The 23,158-nt window shown below is 69.5% G+C and carries 21 protein-coding genes, 1 tRNA gene and 1 pseudogene; 14 read left to right on the top strand and 9 right to left on the bottom strand.

Features of this window, described 5'->3' with window-relative positions; genetic code table 11:
* Positions 1–11: 11 nt before the first annotated feature.
* Genes ACFY9N_RS07985 through ACFY9N_RS08005 form a run of 5 tightly spaced genes read left to right on the top strand, consistent with a single transcriptional unit; the run spans position 12 to position 5,939 of the window.
* Positions 12–1,565, top strand: a complete 1,554-nt coding sequence (locus tag ACFY9N_RS07985; RefSeq protein WP_391477908.1) for a carboxyl transferase domain-containing protein — start codon at positions 12–14, stop codon at positions 1,563–1,565.
* 5 nt (positions 1,566–1,570) lie between these two features.
* On the top strand, positions 1,571–3,505 hold the full coding sequence (locus ACFY9N_RS07990) for an acetyl/propionyl/methylcrotonyl-CoA carboxylase subunit alpha (protein WP_391477909.1): 1,935 nt from the start codon (positions 1,571–1,573) through the stop codon (positions 3,503–3,505).
* Positions 3,493–4,641: an acyl-CoA dehydrogenase family protein gene (locus ACFY9N_RS07995; RefSeq protein WP_391477911.1), complete on the top strand. Its 1,149-nt coding sequence runs from the start codon at positions 3,493–3,495 to the stop codon at positions 4,639–4,641. The genes ACFY9N_RS07990 and ACFY9N_RS07995 overlap by 13 nt, the downstream gene beginning before the upstream one ends.
* A gap of 9 nt (positions 4,642–4,650) precedes the next feature.
* Positions 4,651–5,136: a MaoC family dehydratase gene (locus ACFY9N_RS08000; RefSeq protein WP_391477913.1), complete on the top strand. Its 486-nt coding sequence runs from the start codon at positions 4,651–4,653 to the stop codon at positions 5,134–5,136.
* Positions 5,133–5,939, top strand: a complete 807-nt coding sequence (locus tag ACFY9N_RS08005; protein ID WP_391477915.1) for an HpcH/HpaI aldolase/citrate lyase family protein — start codon at positions 5,133–5,135, stop codon at positions 5,937–5,939. The genes ACFY9N_RS08000 and ACFY9N_RS08005 overlap by 4 nt, the downstream gene beginning before the upstream one ends.
* 47 nt (positions 5,940–5,986) lie before the next feature.
* Here the strand turns inward: ACFY9N_RS08005 and ACFY9N_RS08010 are convergent, their stop codons facing one another.
* Positions 5,987–6,574, bottom strand: coding sequence for a histidine phosphatase family protein (locus ACFY9N_RS08010; RefSeq protein WP_391477916.1), 588 nt, complete (start codon positions 6,572–6,574; stop codon positions 5,987–5,989).
* The gene (locus ACFY9N_RS08015) at positions 6,571–7,410 is read right to left on the bottom strand and encodes a Sir2 family NAD-dependent protein deacetylase (RefSeq protein WP_391477918.1); all 840 of its coding nucleotides are present in this window, start codon (positions 7,408–7,410) and stop codon (positions 6,571–6,573) included. The genes ACFY9N_RS08010 and ACFY9N_RS08015 overlap by 4 nt, the downstream gene beginning before the upstream one ends.
* A gap of 79 nt (positions 7,411–7,489) precedes the next feature.
* On the opposite strand from ACFY9N_RS08015, the gene ACFY9N_RS08020 reads away from it, so the two are divergent.
* Complete coding sequence (locus tag ACFY9N_RS08020; protein ID WP_391477919.1) at positions 7,490–8,299, top strand: TrmH family RNA methyltransferase; 810 nt, start codon at positions 7,490–7,492, stop codon at positions 8,297–8,299.
* Here the strand turns inward: ACFY9N_RS08020 and ACFY9N_RS08025 are convergent.
* On the bottom strand, positions 8,296–8,862 hold the full coding sequence (locus ACFY9N_RS08025) for a hypothetical protein (protein ID WP_391477920.1): 567 nt from the start codon (positions 8,860–8,862) through the stop codon (positions 8,296–8,298). The two genes, ACFY9N_RS08020 and ACFY9N_RS08025, sit on opposite strands and share 4 nt — an antisense overlap.
* Positions 8,863–8,867: 5 nt before the next feature.
* Positions 8,868–9,695 (bottom strand): SGNH/GDSL hydrolase family protein, encoded by an 828-nt coding sequence (locus ACFY9N_RS08030; RefSeq protein ID WP_391477922.1) that lies wholly within the window; start codon positions 9,693–9,695, stop codon positions 8,868–8,870.
* 125 nt (positions 9,696–9,820) lie between these two features.
* Between ACFY9N_RS08030 and ACFY9N_RS08035 the strand changes: the two genes are divergently transcribed.
* Positions 9,821–11,563 carry a DEAD/DEAH box helicase gene (locus ACFY9N_RS08035; protein WP_391477923.1) on the top strand — a complete coding sequence of 581 codons (1,743 nt, stop codon included), beginning with the start codon at positions 9,821–9,823 and terminating at the stop codon, positions 11,561–11,563.
* A gap of 104 nt (positions 11,564–11,667) precedes the next feature.
* On the top strand, positions 11,668–12,762 hold the full coding sequence (locus ACFY9N_RS08040) for a VIT1/CCC1 family protein (RefSeq protein WP_391477924.1): 1,095 nt from the start codon (positions 11,668–11,670) through the stop codon (positions 12,760–12,762).
* Positions 12,763–12,783: 21 nt separating this feature from the next.
* Here the strand turns inward: ACFY9N_RS08040 and ACFY9N_RS08045 are convergent, their stop codons facing one another.
* From ACFY9N_RS08045 to ACFY9N_RS08055, 3 genes are read right to left on the bottom strand one after another with little or no spacing between them, the layout of a single operon-like run.
* A complete protein-coding gene (locus ACFY9N_RS08045) occupies positions 12,784–14,544 on the bottom strand; it encodes a carbohydrate-binding domain-containing protein (RefSeq protein WP_391477926.1) in 1,761 nt (586 codons plus the stop codon).
* Positions 14,545–14,566: 22 nt separating this feature from the next.
* Complete coding sequence (locus tag ACFY9N_RS08050; protein WP_391477927.1) at positions 14,567–15,331, bottom strand: polyphosphate polymerase domain-containing protein; 765 nt, start codon at positions 15,329–15,331, stop codon at positions 14,567–14,569.
* On the bottom strand, positions 15,328–15,912 hold the full coding sequence (locus tag ACFY9N_RS08055) for a DUF4956 domain-containing protein (protein WP_391477928.1): 585 nt from the start codon (positions 15,910–15,912) through the stop codon (positions 15,328–15,330). Before ACFY9N_RS08055 ends, ACFY9N_RS08050 begins: the two co-directional genes overlap by 4 nt.
* A 186-nt stretch (positions 15,913–16,098) precedes the next feature.
* On the opposite strand from ACFY9N_RS08055, the gene ACFY9N_RS08060 reads away from it, so the two are divergent.
* Both ACFY9N_RS08060 and ACFY9N_RS08065 read left to right on the top strand, forming a co-directional pair.
* Positions 16,099–17,067 carry a phosphodiester glycosidase family protein gene (locus ACFY9N_RS08060; protein WP_391477930.1) on the top strand — a complete coding sequence of 323 codons (969 nt, stop codon included), beginning with the start codon at positions 16,099–16,101 and terminating at the stop codon, positions 17,065–17,067.
* 35 nt (positions 17,068–17,102) lie between these two features.
* Positions 17,103–18,002 (top strand): annotated as a pseudogene (locus ACFY9N_RS08065) (glycosyltransferase); the annotation flags it as partial.
* A 133-nt stretch (positions 18,003–18,135) separates the two neighbouring features.
* Here ACFY9N_RS08065 and ACFY9N_RS08070 read toward each other — a convergent pair.
* Positions 18,136–18,218 (bottom strand) — tRNA-Leu (locus ACFY9N_RS08070).
* A gap of 112 nt (positions 18,219–18,330) precedes the next feature.
* Here ACFY9N_RS08070 and ACFY9N_RS08075 point away from each other — a divergent pair.
* Positions 18,331–19,626: a M20/M25/M40 family metallo-hydrolase gene (locus tag ACFY9N_RS08075; RefSeq protein WP_391477931.1), complete on the top strand. Its 1,296-nt coding sequence runs from the start codon at positions 18,331–18,333 to the stop codon at positions 19,624–19,626.
* A gap of 44 nt (positions 19,627–19,670) precedes the next feature.
* Positions 19,671–20,495: an undecaprenyl-diphosphate phosphatase gene (locus ACFY9N_RS08080; protein ID WP_391477933.1), complete on the top strand. Its 825-nt coding sequence runs from the start codon at positions 19,671–19,673 to the stop codon at positions 20,493–20,495.
* Between the two features lie 18 nt (positions 20,496–20,513).
* Here ACFY9N_RS08080 and ACFY9N_RS08085 read toward each other — a convergent pair whose 3' ends face one another.
* On the bottom strand, positions 20,514–21,362 hold the full coding sequence (locus ACFY9N_RS08085; RefSeq protein WP_391477934.1) for a PAC2 family protein: 849 nt from the start codon (positions 21,360–21,362) through the stop codon (positions 20,514–20,516).
* 91 nt (positions 21,363–21,453) lie between these two features.
* Between ACFY9N_RS08085 and ACFY9N_RS08090 the strand changes: the two genes are divergently transcribed.
* Positions 21,454–22,137 carry an HAD family hydrolase gene (locus ACFY9N_RS08090; protein WP_391477936.1) on the top strand — a complete coding sequence of 228 codons (684 nt, stop codon included), beginning with the start codon at positions 21,454–21,456 and terminating at the stop codon, positions 22,135–22,137.
* Positions 22,134–23,153: a tRNA (adenine-N1)-methyltransferase gene (locus ACFY9N_RS08095; RefSeq protein WP_391477937.1), complete on the top strand. Its 1,020-nt coding sequence runs from the start codon at positions 22,134–22,136 to the stop codon at positions 23,151–23,153. The genes ACFY9N_RS08090 and ACFY9N_RS08095 overlap by 4 nt, the downstream gene beginning before the upstream one ends.
* Positions 23,154–23,158 lie beyond the last annotated feature (5 nt).

The following is a 23,158-nucleotide window of genomic DNA, read 5'->3' on the forward strand; positions in this document are numbered from 1 at the left end:
AGGACACAGCGATGCCCGCAACCCAGGAGGCCCTCGCCGCGCGATTGCGCGAGCGGCTCGCCACGGCGGCGCTCGGCGGATCGGAGGCCTCACGTGCGCGCCATGTCTCCCGGGGCAAGCTTCTGCCGCGCGAACGCGTGGACCGGCTGCTTGACGAGGGGAGCCCGTTCCTCGAAGTGGCACCGCTCGCCGCGGACGGCCTCTACGACGGCGAGGCGCCGGGCGCCGGGGTGATCGCCGGTATCGGACTCGTGCACGGACGGCACGTCATGGTCGTGTGCAACGACGCGACCGTCAAGGGCGGTACCTATCTGCCGATGACGGTCAAGAAGCATCTGCGCGCCCAGGAGATCGCGCGCGAGAACCGCCTGCCGTGCCTGTATCTCGTCGATTCGGGCGGGGCATTCCTGCCCAGGCAGGACGAGGTCTTCCCCGACCGCGATCACTTCGGGCGGATCTTCTTCCACCAGGCGCGGATGTCGGCCGAGGGCATCCCGCAGCTCGCGGCGGTGCTCGGGTCGTGCACGGCGGGCGGTGCGTACGTTCCGGCGATGAGCGACGAGACGGTGATCGTCCGCGGGCAGGGCACGATCTTCCTCGGCGGGCCGCCGCTCGTGAAGGCGGCGATCGGCGAGGTCGTGACGGCGGAGGAGCTCGGCGGGGGAGAGATGCACGCGCGCCGCAGCGGCGTCGTGGATCACCTGGCCGAGGACGACGAGCACGCTCTCGAGATCCTGCGCGACATCGTCCGCACGCTCCCGGCGCCGCAACGGCCGGCGTGGGAGGTGCTCCCGTCCCGCGAACCCGCGGAGCAGTCGTCGCTGTACGACGTGGTGCCCGTCGACGTCAACGCCGCGTACGACGTGCACGAGGTGATCGACCGCCTCGTCGACGGCGGCAGTATCCGCGAGTTCAAGACCGAGTACGGCACCACGCTCGTGACCGCCTTCGCCCGCATCCACGGACATCCTGTCGGGATCGTCGCGAACAACGGGGTGCTGTTCAGCGAGTCGGCGTTGAAGGGAGCGCACTTCATCGAACTGTGCGATCAACGTGGCATCCCCCTGCTCTTCCTGCAGAACATCACCGGATTCATGGTCGGCTCCGATGCCGAGGCCGGCGGTATCGCGAAGGACGGGGCGAAGATGGTCACCGCCGTGGCGACCTGCCGGGTGCCGAAGCTGACCGTGATCATCGGCGGCTCCTTCGGCGCCGGCAACTACTCGATGTGCGGTCGCGCGTACTCTCCGCGCTTCCTGTGGACCTGGCCCGCGAGCCGGATCTCGGTGATGGGCGGCAACCAAGCGGCCTCCGTCCTGGCCACGGTCAAGGAGGATCAACTCACCGGTCGTGGTGAGGCCTGGACGCCGGAGGAGCGCGCCGACTTCGAGGAACCGATCCGCGCCCAGTACGAAGAGCAGGGAGAGCCGTACTACGCGACCGCACGTCTCTGGGACGACGGGATCATCGATCCGCAGCAGACGCGGCACGTCCTCGGGCTCGCGCTCGACGTCGTCTCGCGCGCGCCGCTGCCCGAAACGCGCTTCGGCGTCTTCCGGATGTGAGTGGGATGAGCGAGTACATCTTCGGCACCGTCCTCGTCGCGAACCGCGGTGAGATCGCACGGCGCGTGATCCGCACGCTGACCGGACTCGGCATCCGCAGCGTCGCGGTGTACAGCGATGCGGACGCGGATGCCCCGCACGTGCGGGAGGCCGATGCCGCGGTGCGGATCGGCCCCGCCCCGGCGAGCGCCTCGTACCTCGACATCGAAGCGATCATCGCCGCGGCTCTCGACTCGGGCGCTCAGGCGATCCACCCCGGTTACGGTTTCCTCTCCGAGAGCGTCGGCCTCGCCGAAGCCTGCGACGCGAACGGCATCGTGTTCATCGGGCCGGGTGTCGAGGCACTCCAGATCATGGGCGACAAGGCACGCGCCCGCGCGCACGTCGCACGCCACGGCGTACCGGTCGTGCCGGGCTTCGACGCGGCGGGCCTCGATGGTGACCGGATCGCGCGGGAAGCGGACGCCGTCGGCTATCCGTTGCTGGTCAAACCGAGTGCCGGCGGCGGGGGGAAGGGCATGGAGGTCGTCGCGACGGCATCCGATCTGCCGGGCGCGCTGGCATCTGCCCGCCGTGTCGCGGCGGCGGCCTTCGGGGACGACGCGTTGGTGCTCGAACGTCTGCTCCGGCGCCCGCGCCACATCGAGGTGCAGGTGTTCGGAGACACGCAGGGAACGGTCATCGCTCTCGGTGAGCGCGAGTGCACGCTCCAGCGCCGGCATCAGAAGGTCATCGAGGAGGCGCCGTCGGCAGGGATCCCCGCCGTCACCCGAGACGAACTCCTTCGCGCGGCGGTGCGCGCGGCCGAGAGCGTGTCGTACGTCGGTGCGGGCACTGTCGAGTTCCTCATCGATGCCGACGATCCGACCGCGGTGTTCTTCATCGAGATGAACACCCGTCTGCAGGTCGAGCATCCGGTGACCGAGGAAGTGACGGGCCTCGACCTCGTGGCGCTGCAGCTCCGGGTCGCAGCAGGTCTCGCCCTCGATGTCGCGCCCCGCGTGCACGGACATGCCGTCGAGGCACGTGTGTACGCCGAGGCACCGGAGCGGGGATTCGTGCCCTCGACGGGGACAGTCGTGCTCTTCGCGCCTCCTCCCGGGGTGCGCGTCGACTCCGCCGTCGAGACCGGTTCACAGGTGACCGGGTTCTACGACCCGATGATCGCGAAGATCATCGCCGTCGCTGACGATCGCGAGACCGCGCTCCGGCGTCTCGACGCCGCTCTGTCCCGCACCGTCGTGCTGGGCGTCGAGACGAACATCGCGTTCCTGCGCACGCTCTGCCGCGACGATCGCGTGCGGGCCGGCGACCTCGACACCGGACTCATCGACACCCTGCTGCCCATCGCGGCGGCGCCGCCGTCGCCCGCGATGCTGACAGCAGCGTCTTCGGTCATGGCCTCCGACCGTGCGGATGCCGATGCCCTCGCGCCGTGGAACGACCTCTCGGGGTGGCGCCTCGGCGGCGTTCCCGCGCGCCCGCCTCGGCGGGTCTTCCTCACCGACGAGGACTCCGTCGTGGAAGCCGCGCCTGCGGGCGGCGTACGGAGCCACGCGACCGCCCGTATGGATGCGGACGGCGCGATCTGGGTGTCCGACGCGGGACGCAGCTTACGTCTGCGGCCCCTCGATCGCCGAGCCGCGCTCGATCGTCGCCTCGCCGCCCACGCCGAGGTGACATCCGCCACCGAACCGGAGGGTCGCGCGCCGATGCCCGGGAGCGTGGTCGCGTTGCACGTGCAGGACGGCGAGCGCGTGGCGGCGGGGGCGGCGCTCGTGTCGATCGAGGCGATGAAGATGGAGCATCCGGTGCTCGCACCGCACGACGGCGTCGTCCGAGTGCTGGTGGCGGTGGGAGATCAGGTGCGGCGGGGCGATCCCGTCGTGCGCGTGACGACGGAGACGACGACGGAGGAGAGGGACACATGGACGACCTGACCCCGGAGCAGCACGAGCTCGCGGCGATGGTGCGCGAGTTCGCCGAGACCGTGGTGGCGCCGCGCTCGTACGAGGCGGATCGCACGCACACCCTGCCGATGGACGTGGTCGCTCAGATGGGAGAGCTGGGCCTCTTCGGCCTTCCCTTCCCGGAGGAGCACGACGGCCAGGGCGGCGACTACCTTGCGCTCGGCATCGCGATCGAGGCGCTCGCCCGCGTCGACCAGTCGATCGCGATCACGCTGGAAGCGGGGGTGAGCCTCGGTGCCATGCCGATCTTCCGTTTCGGGACGGACGAGCAGAAGCACGAGTTGCTCCCCGACCTGCTCGCCGGACGCGCGCTGGCCGGTTTCGGTCTCACGGAGCCCGAGGCGGGGAGCGATGCCGGTGCGACCCGCACGACCGCACGGCTGGAGGACGCGGAGTGGGTGATCGACGGCACGAAGCAGTTCATCACGAACTCCGGTACGCCGATCACCCGGTTCGTCACGGTGACGGCGGTGACCGGGTCGGTCGACGGTCGCAAGGAGATCTCCACGATCATCGTGCCGAACGGTACTCCGGGGTTCACGGTCGAGGCGCCCTACGACAAGGTCGGCTGGAACGCCTCGGACACGCATCCGCTGACCCTCGACGGGGTGCGCGTACCGGCGGCGAACCTGCTCGGGGAGCGGGGGACCGGGTTCCGCAACTTCCTCAGCATCCTCGACGAGGGGCGCATCGCGATCGCGGCGCTCGCGACGGGCGCCGCCGAGGGATGTCTCGAGGAAGCGGTCGCCTACGCGAAGAGTCGAACGGTGTTCGGCAGTGCCCTGAGCACGCGCCAGAACGCGCAGTTCACGCTCGCGCGCATGCGGGCGCGGGTGCACACGGCGCGTCTCGCGTGGCACCATGCCGCCCGCCTGCGCGACTCGGGCCGTCCGTTCGCGGAGCAGGCGGCGATAGCGAAGCTCGTCGCCGGGGAAGCAGCGATGGACAACGCGCGCGATGCGACGCAGATCTTCGGCGGGAACGGGTTCATGAACGAGTTCCCCGTGGCACGGCACTACCGCGACTCCAAGATCCTCGAGATCGGCGAGGGCACCACCGAGGTGCAACTGCTCGTGATCGCGCGGGGGCTCGGGCTCGCCGGGTAGCGTGGGGGCATGAGCGTGCAGGACGTCATCCAGAGGGGTCTTTACTTCGAGGAGTTCGAGCTCGAGACCCGCTATCTCCATCGCCCGGGGCGCACGGCGACCGAAGCCGACAACGTGCTGTTCACGACGCTCACGATGAACACGCAGGCCCTGCATCTGGATGCCGCGTTCGCCGACTCGCAGGAGCCGTTCCACGCCCGGGTCATGAACTCGATGTGGACGCTCTCGACGATGGTCGGGGCATCCGTCGCCCAGCTGACGCAGGGCACGCTCGTCGCGCAGCTCGGACTCGGTGACATCCGGTTCCCGCACCCGCTCTTCGCGGGCGACACCCTCTACACCGAGAGCGTCGTGACCGGGATGCGGCCGTCGTCGTCGCGCCCGACCCAAGGGATCGTGGAGATCACGCACACGGGCCGGAATCAGGACGGCACGATCGTCGCGACCGCCACCCGTTCGGTGCTCGTGCACCGCCGACCCGAGGAGACCCCGTGACCTTCGATCTGGGACCCGCGCTCCTGTTCTGCCCGGCGGATCGTCCGGAGCGTTTCGCGAAAGCGGCGGAGCGAGCGGATGCCGTCATCCTCGACCTCGAAGACGCCGTGCTCCCCGCGGCGAAAGCATCCGCGCGCGACAACGTGCGGGCGTCCGATCTCGATCCGGCGCGCGTCATCGTCCGCGTCAACGCGCCGGGCAGCGCGGAGTTCACCGCCGATCTCGCGGCCGTCGCGTCATCGCCGTTCCGGACGGTGATGGTCGCGAAGACCGAGGACCCGTCGACGCTCGACGTCTTCGACGCGGAGTACGCCGTGATCGCACTGTGCGAGACCGCTCGGGGTGTGCAGGCGGCCGAGCGCATCGCGGAGCACGATCGGGTGGTCGCCCTCATGTGGGGCGCGGAGGACCTGGTCGCCTCGCTCGGCGGCACGGCGAGCCGTCGGCCCGATGGGGCTTACCGCGACGTCGCCCGCTACGCCCGCACGCGCATCCTGCTGTCCGCCGGCGCCCACGGCAAGGGGGCCATCGACGCCGTGCACGTCGACATCGACGACGTCGACGGGCTGGAGGACGAGGCATCGGATGCCGTCGCCTCCGGCTTCCGGGCGACGGCGTGCATCCATCCGTCGCAGGTGTCGGTGATCCGCGCGGCCTATCGGCCCGATCCGGCGAGCATCGAGTGGGCGCGCGGCGTGCTCGTCGTCGCGGAGGAGGAGCGGGGGGTCTTCCGCTACGAGGGACGAATGGTCGACGAACCGGTGCTGCGCCACGCCCGCTCGATCATCGCGCGGGCGAGCTGAGTCGCCCGCGCTCGTGAGGAGATGCTCCTCTCAGGGCAGCTCGGCCGTCAGAGCAGCACGGTCTCCTCGAGCAGGCGCAGAGAGCCGGGCGATGCCTCGAACCGGGTCACCGAGCCGTTTCGGATGATGTCGCCGACGCGGGGGAGTGTGCCTCCCGACACGTGGTCGATCAGGGAGCGGATGACCCCGCCGTGCGCGACCACGATGACGGACTCGGCGAGGGGAGCCGAACGGCGTCGGGCTTCGAGGGCGATGCGATCGAGCGCCCGCAGCGACCGTGCGGCCACGCCGCCGAGCGTCTCCGCACCGGGGACCTCGGCGATCCAGTCGCCGTAGGTCTCGAGGTAGTCGGCGACGAGCATGCCCTCGCCCTCCCCGAATTCCCGCTCGCGCAGGTCGGCGTCGAGCGTGGGAGCGGCCAATCCGAGTTCGTCCGCGATGATCTCCGCCGTCTCGCGTGCGCGAGCGAGCGGGCTCGCGTAGATCGTGTGGTGCACGCCGCCGGCCAGCTGCCCGGCGGCCCAGCGGGCGTCGGCCCGTCCGGTCTCGTTCAGGGGGATGTCGGTCGATCCCTGGATGCGGCGGGCCAGGTTCCAGTCGGTCTGGCCGTGTCGGACGAGGGTGAGCAGTGTCACGAGAGAAGCTCCTGGAGGGCGGGGAGCACGTCGCTGGTGCTGGCGGCGATGGTGACATCGGCCCAGGCATCCGCGCGGGTCGGCTCGCGGTTGACGATGATCAGAGGGATGCTGCGGCGGCGAGCGCGCTCGACGAGTCGCACGCCCGAGTTGACGACGAGCGAGGATCCGGCGACGATCATCGCCGAGCTCGAGCGCAGCAGTGATTCCGCCGCCTTGAAGCGGTCCTGCGGCACGTACTCGCCGAAGAAGACGACGTCGGGCTTGAGCATGCCGTCGCACACCGTGCAGCGGGGGATGACGAAACCCTCGACGCTCTCGGGGAGCACATCGCCGTCCGGCGCGAGCGGCACGTTCTCCGGCACGGTGATCCACGGGTTGAGTTCTTCGATCTGCCCGGCGACGTCGCGGCGGTCGAAGACCTGTCCGCAGTGCAGGCAGAGCACGCGGCGCATCGTGCCGTGCACTTCGATCACGTGCGAGCTGCCGGCTCGCAGGTGCAGGCCGTCCACGTTCTGGGTGATCACGCCGCTGACGGCGCCGGCTGATTCCATCTCGGCGAGAGCGCGGTGCCCGGGATTCGGCTCGGCTCGGGCGAACGCACGCCACCCGAGATGGCCGCCGACCCAGTAGCGGCGACGAGCGGCCTCGTCGCCGAGGTAGGTCTGGATCGTCATCGGGTTGCTCCGCGGCGTCGCACCCTCGCCGCGGTAAGCGGGGATCCCCGAATCGGTCGACACGCCCGCGCCGGTGAGGAGGGCGATCCGTCGCCCCTGCAGGAGGTCGGCGGCCTTCTCGATGCGGAGCCGGAGCTCGCCGTCTGCGATCGTGGTCACTGATCCTCCCCGAGTGATTCTACGGGGCGAGCCGCTGCCCGGCTTCCTCGAGCGGCGTCGCGTGGGAAGGTGGGAGTCTATGGACATCGTGCACATCGACTCGTCGACGGACCCGCGCCTCGACGAGTACCGGTCACTCACCGACACGGCGCTGCGGAGTATTCGAGAGCCGGCCGGCGGACTCTACATCGCTGAGTCGTCGAAGGTGATCGAGCGCGCGATCGGTGCCGGGCATTCGCCGCGGTCGGTGCTGGTGCAGGAGCGACGGCTCGACGGCATCCGTGATCTCGTCGCCGCGTTCGACGTCCCCGTGTACGTGGTGCCGGATGACGTCGCCGAAGCGGTCACCGGATTCGCCGTGCATCGCGGCGCGATCGCGTCGATGCACCGTCCGCCCCTGCCGTCCGTCGCCGAGACGCTGGGAGGGCGGACGGGAACCCGCTCGCGCATCGCGATCCTCGAGGGTCTCGCCGACCACACCAACATCGGGGCTCTGTTCCGGTCGGCCGCGGCGCTCGGCGTCGACGCCATCCTCATCTCGCCCGACTGCTCGGATCCGCTCTACCGCCGGGCAGTGCGCGTGTCGATGGGCACCGTGTTCCAGGTGCCGTGGACGCGGATTCCGGAGTGGCCCGCGGGTATCCACGAGCTGCAGGACGCCGGCTACGTCGTCGCGGGCATGACGCTGGGGGAGGGCGCCATCGCCCTCGATGAGCTCGTCGCCGAGGACCACGACCGGCTCGCACTGGTGTTCGGTACCGAGGGGCACGGCATCACGCCCGCCACCGATGCGATCCTCGACCGGCGCGTGACGATCCCGATGATGGGCGGAGTGGACTCGCTCAACGTCGCGGCGGCATCGGCGGTCGCGTTCTACGCGACGCGCTAGACGTGACCCGAGGCGTCGCCGAGATTCCCGATCGCGGCCTCGAGTGCGCGGAGCCGCGCCTCCCGATCCCCGGTGATCTCGATGACCGTCGCGTGCTCGCCGGTGAGGTCGGCGTCGTCGCAGAGCTCGAGCAGCGCGATGTCCATCGCGGAGCGCAGGGCGAGATCCTCCTCGTCCTGCACCCAGATTCGATCGTGCGCGTTCAGCGGCAGGATCACGAGCAGGTCCACGTTCCGCAGTGCTTCTGCGGTCATCGCCTCGGCGCGCCCCCAGACCTCGGACGGCACTCTTCCGCGGCCGGGGTCCTCCCACGCCCGCAGATAGGCGAGGAAGTCGAGAGGGCCGCGTTCGGCGATCACGCGTTCCTCCGGGCGGAGCGTCGCCAGCCGTCGTGCGCTGATCGCCGACTGGGCGAGGAAGGATGCCGGCCCGGGAGCATCCCGCCCGTCCCCGAGCATCTCGAACGGGTCGGGGAGATGATCGAGCTCCGGATGCCGACCGCGTACATCAGCGATGAGGGTGCTCTTGCCGCTCGCGTGCGCGCCGGAGACGACGATGCGCACCGGCGTCAGTGCGTGTCGGGGAAGACGATCGGCGACGGCTCCGGACGCTTGGCCGCGATGTGGTCGCCCGACGACTGGTGCCGCAACCGTCGCAGGACCCAGGGGACGAGGTGCTCGCGTGCCCAACCGAGGTCTTCGCCCCGGGCTTCGCGCCACGTGCGGATCGGGAGCGGCTCCGGCTGCATGGACTCGAGATCGTTCGGGACGTTCAATGCGCGCAGCACCATCCGCGCCACCTCGTGGTGGCCGAGCGAGTTGTAGTGCAGACGGTCGTCGTCGAAGAACCGCATGTCCTGGACGACCTTCAGCGCCCACTGATCGGCCACGATGCAGTCGTGCCGCTCGGCGATCGCGCGGACGTTCTCGTTGTAGATCGCGACCTTGCCGCGGAACGCGCGGAACACGGGGGTGAAGGCGGTGTCGATGCCGGTGAAGAGCACCACGGCCGCCCCCGTGGAGGCGAGCCGCGTGACGGCATCCTCGAGCTGGGCGGCGATCAGGTCGGGGTCGGTGCCGGGGCGGATGACGTCGTTACCGCCGGCGCAGATCGATACGAGGTCGGGGTGCAGTGCGACCGCCGGCTCGATCTGATCCTGCACGATCTGGGAGATCAGCTTGCCGCGCACCGCGAGGTTCGCGTAGGCGAAGTCGTCGACCTGTGCGGCGAGGACCTCTGCGACCCGGTCGGCCCAACCGCGGTGGCCTCCGGGGGCGGCGGGGTCGGGATCGCCGATGCCTTCGGTGAAGGAATCCCCGATGGCCACGAAACGACGCCACGGGTGGGCGGATTCGTTGGGAACGTAGGGGGTCCGGGTCGAATCCTGGTCGGTCATCCAGCTCTCCTTCGCGAACATGCGCGGCACGACGGTCACGGCTGCGCAGTGTCAGAGCCTACTCCGCCGGGCGGGTCGGGGAGGGGCGCGCGCCGATGTCCGATGGAGCGATTATCGTTGACCCGATGCTCTCTCCGTCCTTCCCACAGCGCGCCCCCTGGGGAACCGCCAACAAGCTGCGCGCGTGGCAGCAGGAGGCCCTCGAACAGTACTTCGCGGCCGACCAGAGGGACTTCCTCGTCGCGGCGACGCCGGGCGCAGGAAAGACGACATTCGCCCTCACGCTCGCGGTCGAACTCATGCGCATGGGCGAGGTCAACCGCATCATCGTGGTCGCTCCCACCGAGCACCTCAAGACCCAGTGGGCGGATGCCGCGGCGCGCGTGCACATCCGTCTCGACCCGCGCTTCCGCAACAGCGATTGGGCGCCAGCTCGGCACTATCACGGAGCCGTCGTGACCTATGCGCAGGTGGCGGCGAAGTCCTCCGTGCACCGGCACCTGACCGAAGACGCGAAGACGCTCGTGATCCTCGACGAGGTGCACCACGGCGGCGACGCGCTCAGCTGGGGCGACGCGATCCGCGACGCCTACGGTCCGGCGAAACGACGCCTCCTGCTCTCCGGAACCCCGTTCCGCAGCGATACCGCTCCGATTCCGTTCGTCGAGTACCACCCCGACGAATCGGGGGCGCGCATCTCGCGCACCGACTACAACTACGGCTACGGCCGGGCCCTCGCCGACGGCGTCGTTCGTCCCGTACTGTTCCACATGTATGCGGGCAAGATGCGTTGGCGCACCACCTCGGGCGACGAGCTCGAGACGCACCTCGGGCAGGACAACACGAAGGACGTCACCTCGCAGGCCTGGCGCACCGCGCTCGACCCCGAAGGGGAGTGGATGCCGGCGGTGCTCTCCGCCGCAGACCGTCGGCTCACCGAGATCCGCCATCACGTGCCCGATGCGGGCGGTCTGGTGCTCGCGACCGATCAGACGGTCGCCCGCGCGTACGCCAAGATCCTGCACAGCATCACCGGCCAGCAGGCGACGATCGTGCTCTCCGACGACGCCACCGCCTCCGAGCGCATCGAGAAGTTCAGCGCCGGCGAGCAACGCTGGATGGTGGCCGTGCGCATGGTGTCGGAGGGGGTCGACGTGCCCCGCCTCGCGGTCGGCGTCTATGCGACCTCGTCGTCGACGCCGCTTTTCTTCGCCCAGGCGATCGGCCGATTCGTGCGTGCGCGTCGCCGCGGTGAGGCGGCCAGCGTCTTCCTCCCGCAGGTGCCCGTCCTCATGGGGCTGGCGAACGAGATGGACAAACAGCGCGACCATGCGCTCGACCGGCAGTCGAAGGAGGACGACGGTCTCGAGGACTCCCTGCTCGAGAGTGCGAACCGCGAGGAGGAGACTTCCGACGCCCTCACTCAGGAGTTCAGCTACCAGGCGCTGTCCTCGGTCGCCCACTTCGACCGGGTCGTGTTCGAAGGTCAGGAGTTCGGACAACTGGCGGAGCCGGGAACCCCGGAGGAGGAGGAGTTCATCGGATTCCCCGGCCTCCTCGAGCCCGAGCACGTGCACGAGCTGCTGATGCAGCGGCAGTCCCGGCAGTCGCGCCTCCGTGAGGCGCGCGAGGCCTCGGCGGGGCCGACCGAGACGACGACCCTCCCGCCGCCCCTGCACCGCACCCTCAAGGAGCAGCGCCAGCTGCTCAACAGCCTGGTCGGTCTCTACGCGCGGCAGAAGGGCGAGCCGCACGGAGCCGTGCACGCCGAACTGCGTCGGATCTGCGGCGGGCCGGCCGTCGCGCAGGCCACGGTGACGCAGCTCCAGTCCCGGATCGAGATCCTCCGCAAGCGCGTGCGTTCCTGAGCGCTTCGGATCCCCGAAATGCTGGCAATCCCGGCGTCCACTGCTTGTCGGGGCTTCGTCGCGGATACCGTGGAACGGTTGTCCACGCATCCGAGGAGTCAGACATGACCGCCCCGCTCGCCCCCGAGCCCACGGCCGCCGACCGTCGCCGCTGGGCGCGCTATCTCGTCGAGGAGCGTGCCGAGGGAACGGTCTACCAGCGTCTCGCGGCGCGCCGGACGGGCGAGGAGCGCGACATCCTGCTCCGTCTCGCCGATGCCGAGCGCCGTCATAAGCAGCACTGGTTGGATCTGCTCGGCGAGGAACCCGCCCGACTGCCCCGTGCCGGCGTCCGCTCCCGGCTTCTGGGATGGATGGCCGGACGCTTCGGATCGATCTTCGTCCTCGCCCTCGCGCAGAGCGCCGAGGCGCGGTCTCCCTATGACGCCGAGCAGTACGCGACCCCCGCCATGCGCGCCGACGAGAAGGTGCACTATGAGGTTGTGCGCGGTCTCGCTGCGCGCGGCCGGCGCCGCCTGTCCGGTTCGTTCCGTGCGGCGGTGTTCGGGGCGAATGATGGACTCGTCAGCAACCTCGCCCTCGTTCTGGGCATCGGAGCGACGGGAGTCAGCTCGGGATTCGTGCTCTTCAGCGGCATCGCCGGCCTCCTCGCCGGCGCGTTGTCGATGGGAGCGGGGGAGTTCGTATCCGTCCGCTCCCAGCGCGAGCTCCTCGCAGCGACCGAGGCGAACGAGGACGCCGCGGCATCCGCCCATGATCTCGACATCGACGAGAACGAGCTCGCCCTCGTGTACCGCGCCCGGGGTGCAGAACCCGAGGAGGCACTCGAGAAGGCGCGACGCATCGTCGCCGCGGCACAGGCCGGAGTGCGACGCACCGCGACCGGGCCGATCCGCACCCACGGTGACGTGAACGAGGTCGTGGGCAGCGACTGGACGGCCGCGATCTCGAGCTTCCTCCTGTTCGCCTCCGGCGCGATCATCCCGGTGCTCCCGTGGATCTTCGGCCTCCAGGGTGCCGCCGCCGTGATCGTCGCACTCGTCCTGGTCGGGATCGCGCTCCTGAGCACCGGTGCCATGGTCGGCATCCTCTCGGGAGGACCGCCGCTGCGCCGCGCCCTCCGCCAGTTGGCGATCGGTTTCGGTGCCGCGGCGATCACGTACCTCCTCGGGCTCCTGTTCGGCGTCGGCGCGGTCTAGGACGCCTCCGCGTCGGTACGGTCAGGACGCGTCGCCCTCGCCCTGACCGTCGCGGGCGGGAGCGCTGCCACCGGGCATCCCGCCGCCTTGGCCACCTCCGGGCTGACCGCCCATCCCGCTCGTGCCGCCCTCTCCGGCCGTCACCGTGGTCGTGACGCCGTCGACGACCACGTCGTACTCGTCGCCGCTCACGATTCCGTTGCCCGAGTAGACGACCGTCGCGAAGGCTTTGTCTGCGGTGTATTCGGCCACGACGGTTCCGTCCGAGACGATCTGCACGGTCGAACCCGCCGTGCCCGAGACCGAGGCGAAGACCCACCCCTGGGCGGAGTCCGTGGTCGGAGCCATGGCCATACCGGCACTGCCGGCGGCGAGAAGCGTGCCGTCGGAGATGTCGAAGGTGCCGTTCACGTCGATCGCGCCGTTCCCGTTCCCGGTCGGGCCCCAGATCGTAAGGGTGCCACCCGTCATCGTCGCGGAGCCGTTCGAGTCGAACCCGTCTCCCTCGGCGTCGACCGTGACGTCACCGCCGTTGATCGTGATCATCTCGCCGCTGTCCTGCATGCTCTCGCCGCTCCCGGACGATGCGTTGAGCCCATCGTCGGAGGCCGTCACGAAGACCGTTCCCGCGTCGATCGTGATCTGCGCGCTCTCGAGCCCCTCGTAGGAGCGCGTGACGTCGGTCTCGCCGCCGTCGATGTACAGCGCGACGTCGGCGTGGATGCCGTCGTCACCCGTGGCGAGCGTGAGGGTTCCCGCGTTGACGTGCACCGCCCCGTTCGAGTGCACGGCATCGTCCGCGGCATCCGCGTCGATCGTTCCTCCTTCGATGACGACGTACACGCCGCCCTTGAGCGCTTTCGAGGAGACGTCCTCGCTCGGCGTGCGGGTGGATCCGCCGCCGCTCGACACGGCGATCTCTCCGCCGGTGACCACGACATCGGTGGCCGCCGAGAGCCCGTCTCCCGTACTCGTCACCTCGATCTCGCCGCCGGACACCCAGAGGTAGCCCTGGGCCTCGTCGTCGGTCTGATCGCTCGTGAGCCCGTCGCCGCCGGCCGTCACGCTGATCGTGCCGCCCTCGATCGTGAGCGAGTCCTTCCCACGCAGTCCGTCGTCCGCAGCCGTGACCGTGAGGGTGCCGCCGAGGATCTTGAGGTCGTCCTTGCTGGTGATTCCGTCGTTTCCGTTGCCCGTGACCGCCAGCGATCCGCCGCCGCTGATCGTGAGGTCCGCGTCGCTGTAGAGGGCGGCGTTCGCCTCCGCATCGTCGGCGTACGACGCGGCGTCCGACAGGCTGTTGGTGCTGCCGTCGGCCAGCACGATCGCGACATCGTCGGCGCTGAACACCGAGAGCGCCGAGCCCGCGGTGTTCGAGATCGCCACGTCGTCGAGCGTGATCGCCACGACCGCATCCTCGGGGGCGTCGACGACGACCGAACCCTCGAGCGTTCCGGTGAGGGTGTAGGTGCCACCGGCGGTGATCGTGACCGTCGAGCCGTCGACGGTGACGCCGTCGCCGTCGACCGTCGCCGTATCGCCGCTCAGCGTGACGGACGCCGCTGAGCCGCTGGCCTCCTCGGCATCTACCGTCGTCGCGTCCTCGTTGTCGGCGAAAACCTGCTCCGCCGTCAACGTCGCATCGACGTCCTGGACGGCCGCTGCGGTCTCGGTGGTCGCTGACGAGCCCGAGGTGGCGGTCGTCGCGGAGCAGCCCGCGAGCACGACGCCGGCGAGGGCGAAGGGAGCTGCGGCGAGCAGGATTCGGTTCTTCGTGTTCATGGTGGTCACTCTCTTTCGCGGGTCAGGCGGCGGTCGCCGTGGGAAGGACGCTGCGCCGGAGCACGCGCGTCCACTTGTTCGAGGGGAGGTCGGGGCGCATCGCAGCGAGTCCGGTGCCGTACTTGCTGATGCTCGACGGGCGGATGCCGTGGCGCCAGAGGAGCCGGTCGAGGTCACCGGTGCGCAACCCGGACTTCGTCTCGATGATCACGAGACCGGGAGTGCGCAGGCGTGTTCCGTCGGCCAGCTCCCAGGCGAGCCCGGTGTCCACGGTCGCGCGACCGCCGCCGTCGGGCGCCAGAAGCGTCGTGCGTCGATAACGGGTTGCGAGGGTCGCCTGCAGCCCGAGTTCGGATGCTCGGGGGAGCCCGAGCGGGCGGAGGCCGTCGGAGGCGTACTCGAGGCCTTCGGGCGTCAGCGCATCGCGGGCGTCGAAGTCGTACTCGATTCGCTCCTTGACCGTGGTGCTCCGGGCTCCCCGCGTCTTCAACTCGAGGAAGGCGTCGGTGGAGTCGACGTAACTGCGAGTGCGGAGCTTGAAACGGCGTCGACGACCGAGCGCGGCCATCCGATAGCTGAGCAGCTCGGGGGTGTCGAAATAGTGCGACTCGTACGCGAACGCCGTGCGGCCGTCGATCGTCAGCACCCGGGTTCGGGGCTGGAGCGCCGCCAGCACGCTCTCGGCCTCGCCCCGGGAGAGCACGTACTTCCGATCGACGCGGGTGAGCAGGGCGGCTTCGGCCATGAGCTCGTCCAGCCCGATGGGCTCGAGCGTCGGGGGAGTCATCGCCGGCTCGCGCTCAGTGCGGTACCGACCTCGGCGGAGACGGACGCGCGGTAGCGCACATCGACCAGGGTCGTGTCGTTGACGAGATCGATCTGCAGCACCGACAGCTGCGTCACGGGACCGTCGAGAACGCGCTCGAGGTGCGCGGTGAGCGCCCGCTCGTCGGTGTATGCGCGGTCCACGGAGACCGTGAGGTTGCGCGATCGCGCGAGGATCCGCGGGTGGTCGGCGACGTACAGCGCGACGATGATGAGCGCCATCAGTCCGAGCGCCGTCGGGGAGACGTCGGTGGAGAGGCCCGCGATCAATCCGAGGGCGAGTGAGGCGAAGTAGTAGGCGACCTCGCGCTGCGAGATCTCGGAGGAGCGCAGCCGGATGATCGACAGAACGCCGAACAGCCCCAGCCCGAGGCCCAACGCGACGGTCGCTCCCGAGAGAACGACGGCCACCGCGAGCACGCCCACGTTGACACCGACGAAAGCGACGAGGAGGTCGCGACGGCGATGGCGGGTGAAGTAGATGCCGAGGGCGAGGATCGCGATGGCGACGAGGTCTGCGGCGATCATGACGAGGCTGGCCATGGAGGACTCCTGGGGTCGGTGGGGGAACGTGTCCGATCATTTAGCCGTGTCGGGCTATGCGGTTCCTATGTCGCGCCTATGCGGAGATGAGGAATGTCCGCGCGCATCGAAGACCCATAGGCGGGGGACCGGAATCGCCGAGCATCCGGAAAGCATCCCGATAAGGGCGCGCCGTACTCCTGGAGCATGGACACCGCACACGACACCTTTTCCCGCCCGCGTCGTCGTCGGCGCCTGCTCATCGCCTCCGCCGTCGTCGCCTCTCTCGCGCTCGGCGGCGGAGGCGTGTGGGCCGCCGACCGCTATCTCGTCGAGCACGTCGCGATCAGCGATGTCTCCTCGTACGAGGCGGCGCAGAGCACGACCGACGACGCGATCACCACGACGACGAACGGCGAGACGACCGACACCTCGTACACCTCCGATCAGGCCGACATCGCGCTGTCGACCGTCACCGCCGGAACCGGCAGCGACACCGTCACGTACTACGTCGCCGATGTCACGCTGACGGATGCGACGGCCCTGCGCTCCGCGTTCGCCGGCGACGCATATGGCACGAACATCACCGAGACGACGAGTGACATCGCTGCGGCCAGCGACGCGATCTTCGCGATCAACGGCGACTACTACGGGTTCCGCGACACCGGCATCGTCATCCGCAACGGCGTCGTCTACCGCGACGAGGGCGCGCGCGACGGGCTGGCGTTCTACGCGGACGGGCGCGTCGAGGTCTACGACGAGACCGCGACGACCGCCGAGGAGCTCGTCGCCGACGGCGTGTGGAACACCCTGTCCTTCGGCCCGGCCCTCGTGGCGGACGGGTCGGTCGTCGACGGCATCGAGGACGTCGAGGTCGACACGAACTTCGGGAACCACTCGATCCAGGGCGAGCAGCCCCGCACGGCCGTGGGGGTGATCGATGACAACCATCTCGTCTTCGTCGTCGTCGACGGCCGTGACGAGGGGTATAGCCGCGGGGTCACCATGACCGAACTCGCCGACATCATGGTGTCGCTCGGGGCGACGACGGCATACAACCTCGACGGCGGCGGATCGTCCACCCTGTACTTCGACGGGGAGGTCGTGAACCGGCCCTCCAACGGCGGCGAGCGCGGCACGAGCGACATCCTCTACATCGCGGGGAACGGCTCGTGATCGTCCTGATCCCGGCGTACGAGCCGGACGAGCGGATGGTCGAGCTGGTCGATGCCCTCGATGCCGCGCACCACCGGATGCTGGTGGTGGACGACGGGAGTGGGCCGACCTTCGCCCCGTTGTTCCGACGCGTCGAGGATCGCGGTGTCGAGGTGCTGTACGGGCCGGAGAACGCCGGCAAGGCGAGCGCACTGCGGCGCGGACTCGCGCACATCGCCGGGCACTGGCCGGGCGAGGACGTCGTCACCGCCGACAGTGACGGGCAGCATCGGCCCGACGACATCGGGGTGGTCGCGGTGACGCTCGCGCAGAGCGACGGTCTGGTTCTGGGCGGTCGGCGGTTCTCCGGCGACGTGCCTCTCCGCAGCCGGTTCGGGAACGCCGTCTCCCGGGCGCTCTTCCGCGCGGTCGGGGGAGTGCGCGTGCACGACACCCAGACGGGCCTGCGCGGCATCCCGGCCGCCCGCATCCCGGAAGTTCTCGCGGTCGCGGGCGAGCGGTTCGCCTGGGAGATGAACGTGCTGATCGACTTCGCGCGGCGGCGCGTGCCGATCCGCGAGGTCGAGATCGCGACCGTCTATCTCGACGGCAACTCCTCGTCGCACTTCCGTCCGATCCGGGATTCGCTGGCGGTCCTGCGACCGCTCCTGCGGTACGTCCTCGTCTCGTTCGGATCGTTCGTGCTCGACGTCGTCGCGCTGCAGCTGCTGTATGCCGCATCGGGGATGCTGCTGCCGTCGATGATCGGTGCACGCCTGTTGAGCGCCGCAGTGAATTTCGTGCTCAATCGAGCAGTCGTGTTCCGTGCTGCCGAACGAGGCGCGCTCGGGCGTCAGCTGGTGCGGTACGCCGGGCTCGCCCTCGTCCTGCTCGGGATCGGATACCTCGGCGTCGCGCTTCTCGTCGGTGCAGGCGTCCCCGTGCTCATGGCCAAGATCCTGGTCGACGCGGGCGTGTACGTCGCAGGCTTCACGGCGCAGCGCGGGTTCGTGTTCGCGCGCGGGCGGCGCGGTCGGAAGGGGCAGCGAAAAGCCCCGGTGGATCTTGGAGATCCACCGGGGCCATCTGTGCGCGGAGGGGGACTTGAACCCCCACGCCCTTACGGGCACTACGACCTCAACGTAGCGCGTCTACCATTCCGCCACCCGCGCAGGTTTTGGATGATCGTTGCCGACCGAGAAATGACATTACCACCTTCTGGGGTCGGCCTCGAATCGAACGCGACGCCCGGGCGTGGCACGCGGCTTCGATAGCCTGGTTCGCATGACCGAACCCTCTCTTCCCGAGGTCGCGCGCATCGCGAGCGAGCTGATCCGTTTCGACACCTCGAACTTCGGCGGCGGCAACGCGAAGGGGGAGCGCGAGGCGGCGGAGTACGTGGGGGCGTACCTGACCGACCTCGGGCTCGAGGTCGAGTACTACGAGCCCATCCCGCGTCGCACCAACGTGATGGCGCGAGTGCCGGGTCGGGACCGATCGCTGCCCGCTCTCGTCGTGCATGGACACCTCGACGTCGTCCCGGCGATGGCGGAGGACTGGACGGTCGATCCCTTCGCGGGAATCGTGCAGGACGGGATGCTGTGGGGCCGCGGTGCCGTGGACATGAAGAACATGAACGCGATGATCCTCACGGCGGTGGCCGACATCCTGCGGGCGGGTGAGACGCCGGCTCGTGACCTCGTGCTCGCATTCTTCGCCGACGAGGAGAACGGTGGGGTCGAGGGATCCGCACTCGTGGTACGTGATCGCCCCGCATGGTTCTCCGGCGCCGCAACCGCGATCAGTGAGGTCGGCGGATACTCGATCACGGTCGACGACCGTCGCGCGTACCTCTTGCAGGTGGGGGAGAAGGCGCTGATCTGGATCCGTCTGGTCGCGAAGGGGCGCGCCGGTCACGGCAGCCGCCTGCACGACGACAACGCGATCACGAAGCTGGCCGAGGCCGTGGCGGCGATCGGTCGCACGCGCTGGCCGATCCGTCTCACGCCCACCACCACGGCGCTCCTCGAGGGGCTGGCGGCACTCACCGGGCGCAGCGCCGAGGACCCGGACGCGCTGGCATCCGCCGCCGGCCCCGCCGAGGCGTTCCTGCGGTCGTCGTTCCGCACGACGACGAATCCCACTGGCCTCACCGCCGGATACAAGCACAACGTGATCCCCGAACATGCCCAGGCGCTGATCGACGTGCGGGTGATCCCCGGCACCGAGGACGAGGTGCTGGCCGAGCTCCAGCAGATCGTCGGCGACGACATCGTGATCGAGACCGTCGTTCGCGACATCGGCATGGAGACACCGTTCGAGGGCGAGCTCGTCGAAGCGATGGTCGCGAGCATCGGACGGCACGATCCCGGTGTTCCCGTCATCCCGTACCTGCTCGGGGCCGGAACAGACAACAAGGCGCTGTCCACACTCGGGATCACCGGCTACGGTTTCGCGCCGCTGCGCCTGCCCGCCGATCTCGATTTCACAGGCATGTTCCACGGAGTCGATGAGCGTGTGCCCGTAGACTCGCTTGTCTTCGGTCAGCGGGTGCTGGCCGATCTGCTGCGCACGTACTGAGCGCTCCCGCCGGCTCCGTGCCGTCGTCGACCTGAAGGCCCTCCATGCATCTCTTCGAAGCGCTCATCCTCGGCATCGTCCAGGGGCTCACCGAGTTCCTGCCGATCTCCTCCAGCGCCCACCTCCGCATCGTCGGATCGTTCCTGCCCTCGGGGGAGGACCCCGGCGCGGCGTTCACGGCGATCACGCAGATCGGAACCGAGGCGGCCGTCGTGGTGTTCTTCTGGCGCGACATCGTCCGGATCATCACGCAGTGGTTCCGGTCGTTGGTCGGCAAGGCCCCGCGCACGGATCCCGACGCCCGGATGGGCTGGATGATCATCATCGGCAGCATCCCGATCGTGATCCTGGGGTTGTTCTTCCAGGATCAGATCGAGAGCGTGTTCCGCTCGCTCTGGGTGGTCGCGATCATGCTCATCGTCTTCGGCATCCTGCTGGGGATCGCCGACCACGTCGGCGCGAAGAAGCGCACGCTGAACCAGCTCACGTACCCGCACGGCGTCGCCTACGGGGTCGCCCAGGCCCTCGCTCTCGTGCCCGGTGTCTCACGCTCCGGCGGCACGATCACGATGGGACTCTTCCTCGGCTACGAGCGGGCGGCCGCGGCGCGCTACGCGTTCCTGCTGGCGATCCCCGCCGTCTTCGGCAGCGGGTTCTACCAGCTCGCGAAGAGCTGGAACGAGCCGGCGTTCTTCTCGCTGGGTGACACACTGGCGGCCACCGGCATCGCGTTCGTCGTCGCTCTGGGCGTGATCGCGTTCTTCATGAGCTGGATCTCGAAGCGCAGCTTCCTGCCGTTCGTGATCTACCGCATCCTGCTCGGTTCGGTGATCCTCGTGCTCCTGGGCACCGGAGTCATCGCCGCCTGAGGCCGACGCGCGGCCCGGTCAGCGCTTGTGGTCGCCGGGGCCGTCACCGCGGCGCCGCAGGTACTTCTCGAACTCCTGCGCGATCGCGTCGCCGGACGCCTCCGGCGAGTCCCACGTGTCGCGGGTGCGCTCGAGCTGGTGGATGTACTCGGTCATCTCGTCGTCGTCCGCCGCTGCCGCGTCGATCGAGGCTTCCCAAGCGGCGGCTTCCGTGCGCAGCGCGTCGCGCGGCACCGACACCCCGGTGAGTTCGTCGAGGCGGTCGAGCAGGGCAAGGGTCACCTTCGGCGACGGGGTCGCGTTCGCGACGTAGTGCGGCACACTCGCCCAGAGCGTCGCGGTCGGAATGCCGGCCGACTCGGCATAGTGCTCGATCACGCTGAGGATCCCGACGGGACCTTCGTAGAGCGATTTCTCGAGTCCGAGCTCCTCGCGGACCTGCTCGTTCTGGCTGGCGGCGAAGATCGAGATCGGCCGGGAGTGCGGCACGTCGGCGAGCATCGCGCCGAGCAGGATGAATCCGCTCACGTCGTCGCGGAGTGCGACGTCGATGAACTCGGCGGCGAACGACTGCCAGGTGCGGGCGGGTTCGACGCCGGTGAGCAGCCAGAACTCGGGCCCGTCGCCGACGTCTCGGGGGCGCCACAGGGTCGCCTCGGGCCATTTCAGGCTGCGACGGCCCTCGGTGTCCATCCGGGTCGACGGGCGCGTGTACTGGTAGTCGAAGTAGAGCTCGGGGTCGACGGTGTGCACGAGGTTGTACTCGCTCGTCGCACGCAGAGCGGCGAGGGCCCCACTTGCCGCCTCGCCTGCGTCGTTCCAGCCGTCGAAGGCGACGATCACGATGCGTGAACCGAGAACATCCATCGTGATCCCCTTTCGATCGAGTGACGATGCCGTCTCCCCAGGCTAGTCGCGCTCGGCGGAAGACGGGTCCCACGCCGGATAACATGGCTCGGTGAGCACACAGCCCCGCGCGGTCCTCTGGGACATGGATGGAACAGTCGTCGACACCGAGCCGTACTGGATGGCGGCCGAGACCCGGCTCGTCGAGTCCTTCGGTGGGACGTGGACCCACGAGGACGCGCTGCAGCTGGTCGGCAGCGGCCTGATCGACAGCGCGATCATCCTGCAGAATGCGGGCGTGCGCATGGAGGCGGAGGCGATCGTCGCGCACCTGACCGACGAGGTGCAGAACCTGCTGCGCACCGAGGGCGTGCCTTTCCGCCCGGGAGCGCGCGAACTCCTCCTCGACCTGAAGAAGGCGGGCGTCACGACCGCACTGGTGACGATGTCGCTGCGCCGGATGGCGCTGAGCGTCGTCGACCTGATCGACTTCCCGGCGTTCGATCTGGTGGTCGCCGGCGACGACGTCGACAACCCGAAGCCGCACCCCGAGCCGTACCTGCAGGCCGCGGCCCTGCTCGACATCGACATCGCCGAGGCGATCGTGATCGAGGACTCGCCGACCGGCGTCCGTGCCGGGATCGCCTCGGGAGCCGTGACTCTCGGGGTTCCGCACATCGTCCCGCTCGACGACCTCGGCGCCCACGAGCTCTGGCCGACGCTCGACGGACGCACCGCCGCTGACCTGGTCGAACTCCTCGACCGACACTCCGCCACGACGGGAGCCACCCGATGACCGCCTCCGGGGCACACCGTCCGAGCGGCCCGTTCCGCGAGGGGGATCGGGTTCAGCTCACGGGTCCCAAGGGCCGGTTGCACACCGTCACCCTCCGCGAGGACGGCGAGCTGCACACTCACCACGGCGTGCTGCGCCACCGCGACCTCATCGGCCTTCCCGACGGCTCGGTGGCCGCGAACAGCTCGGGTCATGAGTACCTCGCGCTGCGCCCTCTGCTGAAGGACTTCGCGATGTCGATGCCCCGCGGGGCGGCGATCGTGTATCCGAAGGACGCCGCGCAGATCGTCATGCAGGCCGATGTCTTCCCCGGTGCGACCGTGGTCGAGGCCGGAGTGGGGTCGGGGGCGCTGTCGCTCTCGCTGCTCCGGGCCGTGGGTCCCGCGGGAAAGCTCGTGTCGTTCGAGCGCCGTGAGGACTTCGCCGAGGTGGCGCGCGGCAACGTCGCGACCTTCTTCGGAGAGCAGCCCGACACCTGGGACGTCGTCGTCGGCGATCTCGTCGAGCAGCTGCCCTCCGCACTGCCCGCCGGGTCCGTCGATCGCGTCGTCCTCGACATGCTGGCCCCGTGGGAGTGCATCGACGTCGTCGCCGACGCGCTCACACCCGGGGGAGTGGTGCTCTGCTACATCGCGACCGCCACGCAGCTCTCGCGCGTCGCGGAGTACATCCGCAACACCGGCCTGTTCACCGATCCGGATGCCTCGGAGACCATGGTGCGCGGCTGGCACGTCGAGGGCCTCGCGGTGCGTCCCGATCACCGGATGGTCGCGCACACCGGCTTCCTGCTCACGGCGCGCCGCCTGGCGCCGGGAACCATCGCTCCGCAGGTCAAGCGCCGCGCGTCGAAGTCCAGTTACGGCGACGACGACGTGGAGCAGTGGACGCCTGGTGCCGTCGGAGATCGTGAGATCACTGACAAGAACTTGCGCAAGCGGGCGCGCGAGGCCGCTCGGGCCGCCGAGGGCGCGCGCATCGCGACCGCATCGCGCGAATCGGAGCACCCGACCGAATAGACTGG

This window comes from Microbacterium sp. NPDC008134 (genome assembly GCF_042957055.1).
GTDB lineage: Bacteria > Actinomycetota > Actinomycetes > Actinomycetales > Microbacteriaceae > Microbacterium.

Excerpts from the sequence above, each read along its gene's own strand:
- ACFY9N_RS08035 (WP_391477923.1), top strand. The coding sequence starts at position 9,821 with ATGCTCTCTCCGTCCTTCCCACAGCGCGCCCCCTGGGGAACCGCCAAC.
- ACFY9N_RS08030 (WP_391477922.1), bottom strand. The coding sequence starts at position 9,695 with ATGACCGACCAGGATTCGACCCGGACCCCCTACGTTCCCAACGAATCC.
- ACFY9N_RS08020 (WP_391477919.1), top strand. The coding sequence starts at position 7,490 with ATGGACATCGTGCACATCGACTCGTCGACGGACCCGCGCCTCGACGAG.
- ACFY9N_RS08055 (WP_391477928.1), bottom strand. The coding sequence starts at position 15,912 with ATGGCCAGCCTCGTCATGATCGCCGCAGACCTCGTCGCCATCGCGATC.
- ACFY9N_RS08085 (WP_391477934.1), bottom strand. The coding sequence starts at position 21,362 with ATGGATGTTCTCGGTTCACGCATCGTGATCGTCGCCTTCGACGGCTGG.
- ACFY9N_RS08040 (WP_391477924.1), top strand. The coding sequence starts at position 11,668 with ATGACCGCCCCGCTCGCCCCCGAGCCCACGGCCGCCGACCGTCGCCGC.
- ACFY9N_RS08050 (WP_391477927.1), bottom strand. The coding sequence starts at position 15,331 with ATGACTCCCCCGACGCTCGAGCCCATCGGGCTGGACGAGCTCATGGCC.
- ACFY9N_RS08060 (WP_391477930.1), top strand. The coding sequence starts at position 16,099 with ATGGACACCGCACACGACACCTTTTCCCGCCCGCGTCGTCGTCGGCGC.
- ACFY9N_RS07990 (WP_391477909.1), top strand. The coding sequence starts at position 1,571 with ATGAGCGAGTACATCTTCGGCACCGTCCTCGTCGCGAACCGCGGTGAG.
- ACFY9N_RS08075 (WP_391477931.1), top strand. The coding sequence starts at position 18,331 with ATGACCGAACCCTCTCTTCCCGAGGTCGCGCGCATCGCGAGCGAGCTG.
- ACFY9N_RS08080 (WP_391477933.1), top strand. The coding sequence starts at position 19,671 with ATGCATCTCTTCGAAGCGCTCATCCTCGGCATCGTCCAGGGGCTCACC.
- ACFY9N_RS08095 (WP_391477937.1), top strand. The coding sequence starts at position 22,134 with ATGACCGCCTCCGGGGCACACCGTCCGAGCGGCCCGTTCCGCGAGGGG.
- ACFY9N_RS08000 (WP_391477913.1), top strand. The coding sequence starts at position 4,651 with ATGAGCGTGCAGGACGTCATCCAGAGGGGTCTTTACTTCGAGGAGTTC.
- ACFY9N_RS08045 (WP_391477926.1), bottom strand. The coding sequence starts at position 14,544 with ATGAACACGAAGAACCGAATCCTGCTCGCCGCAGCTCCCTTCGCCCTC.
- ACFY9N_RS07985 (WP_391477908.1), top strand. The coding sequence starts at position 12 with ATGCCCGCAACCCAGGAGGCCCTCGCCGCGCGATTGCGCGAGCGGCTC.
- ACFY9N_RS07995 (WP_391477911.1), top strand. The coding sequence starts at position 3,493 with ATGGACGACCTGACCCCGGAGCAGCACGAGCTCGCGGCGATGGTGCGC.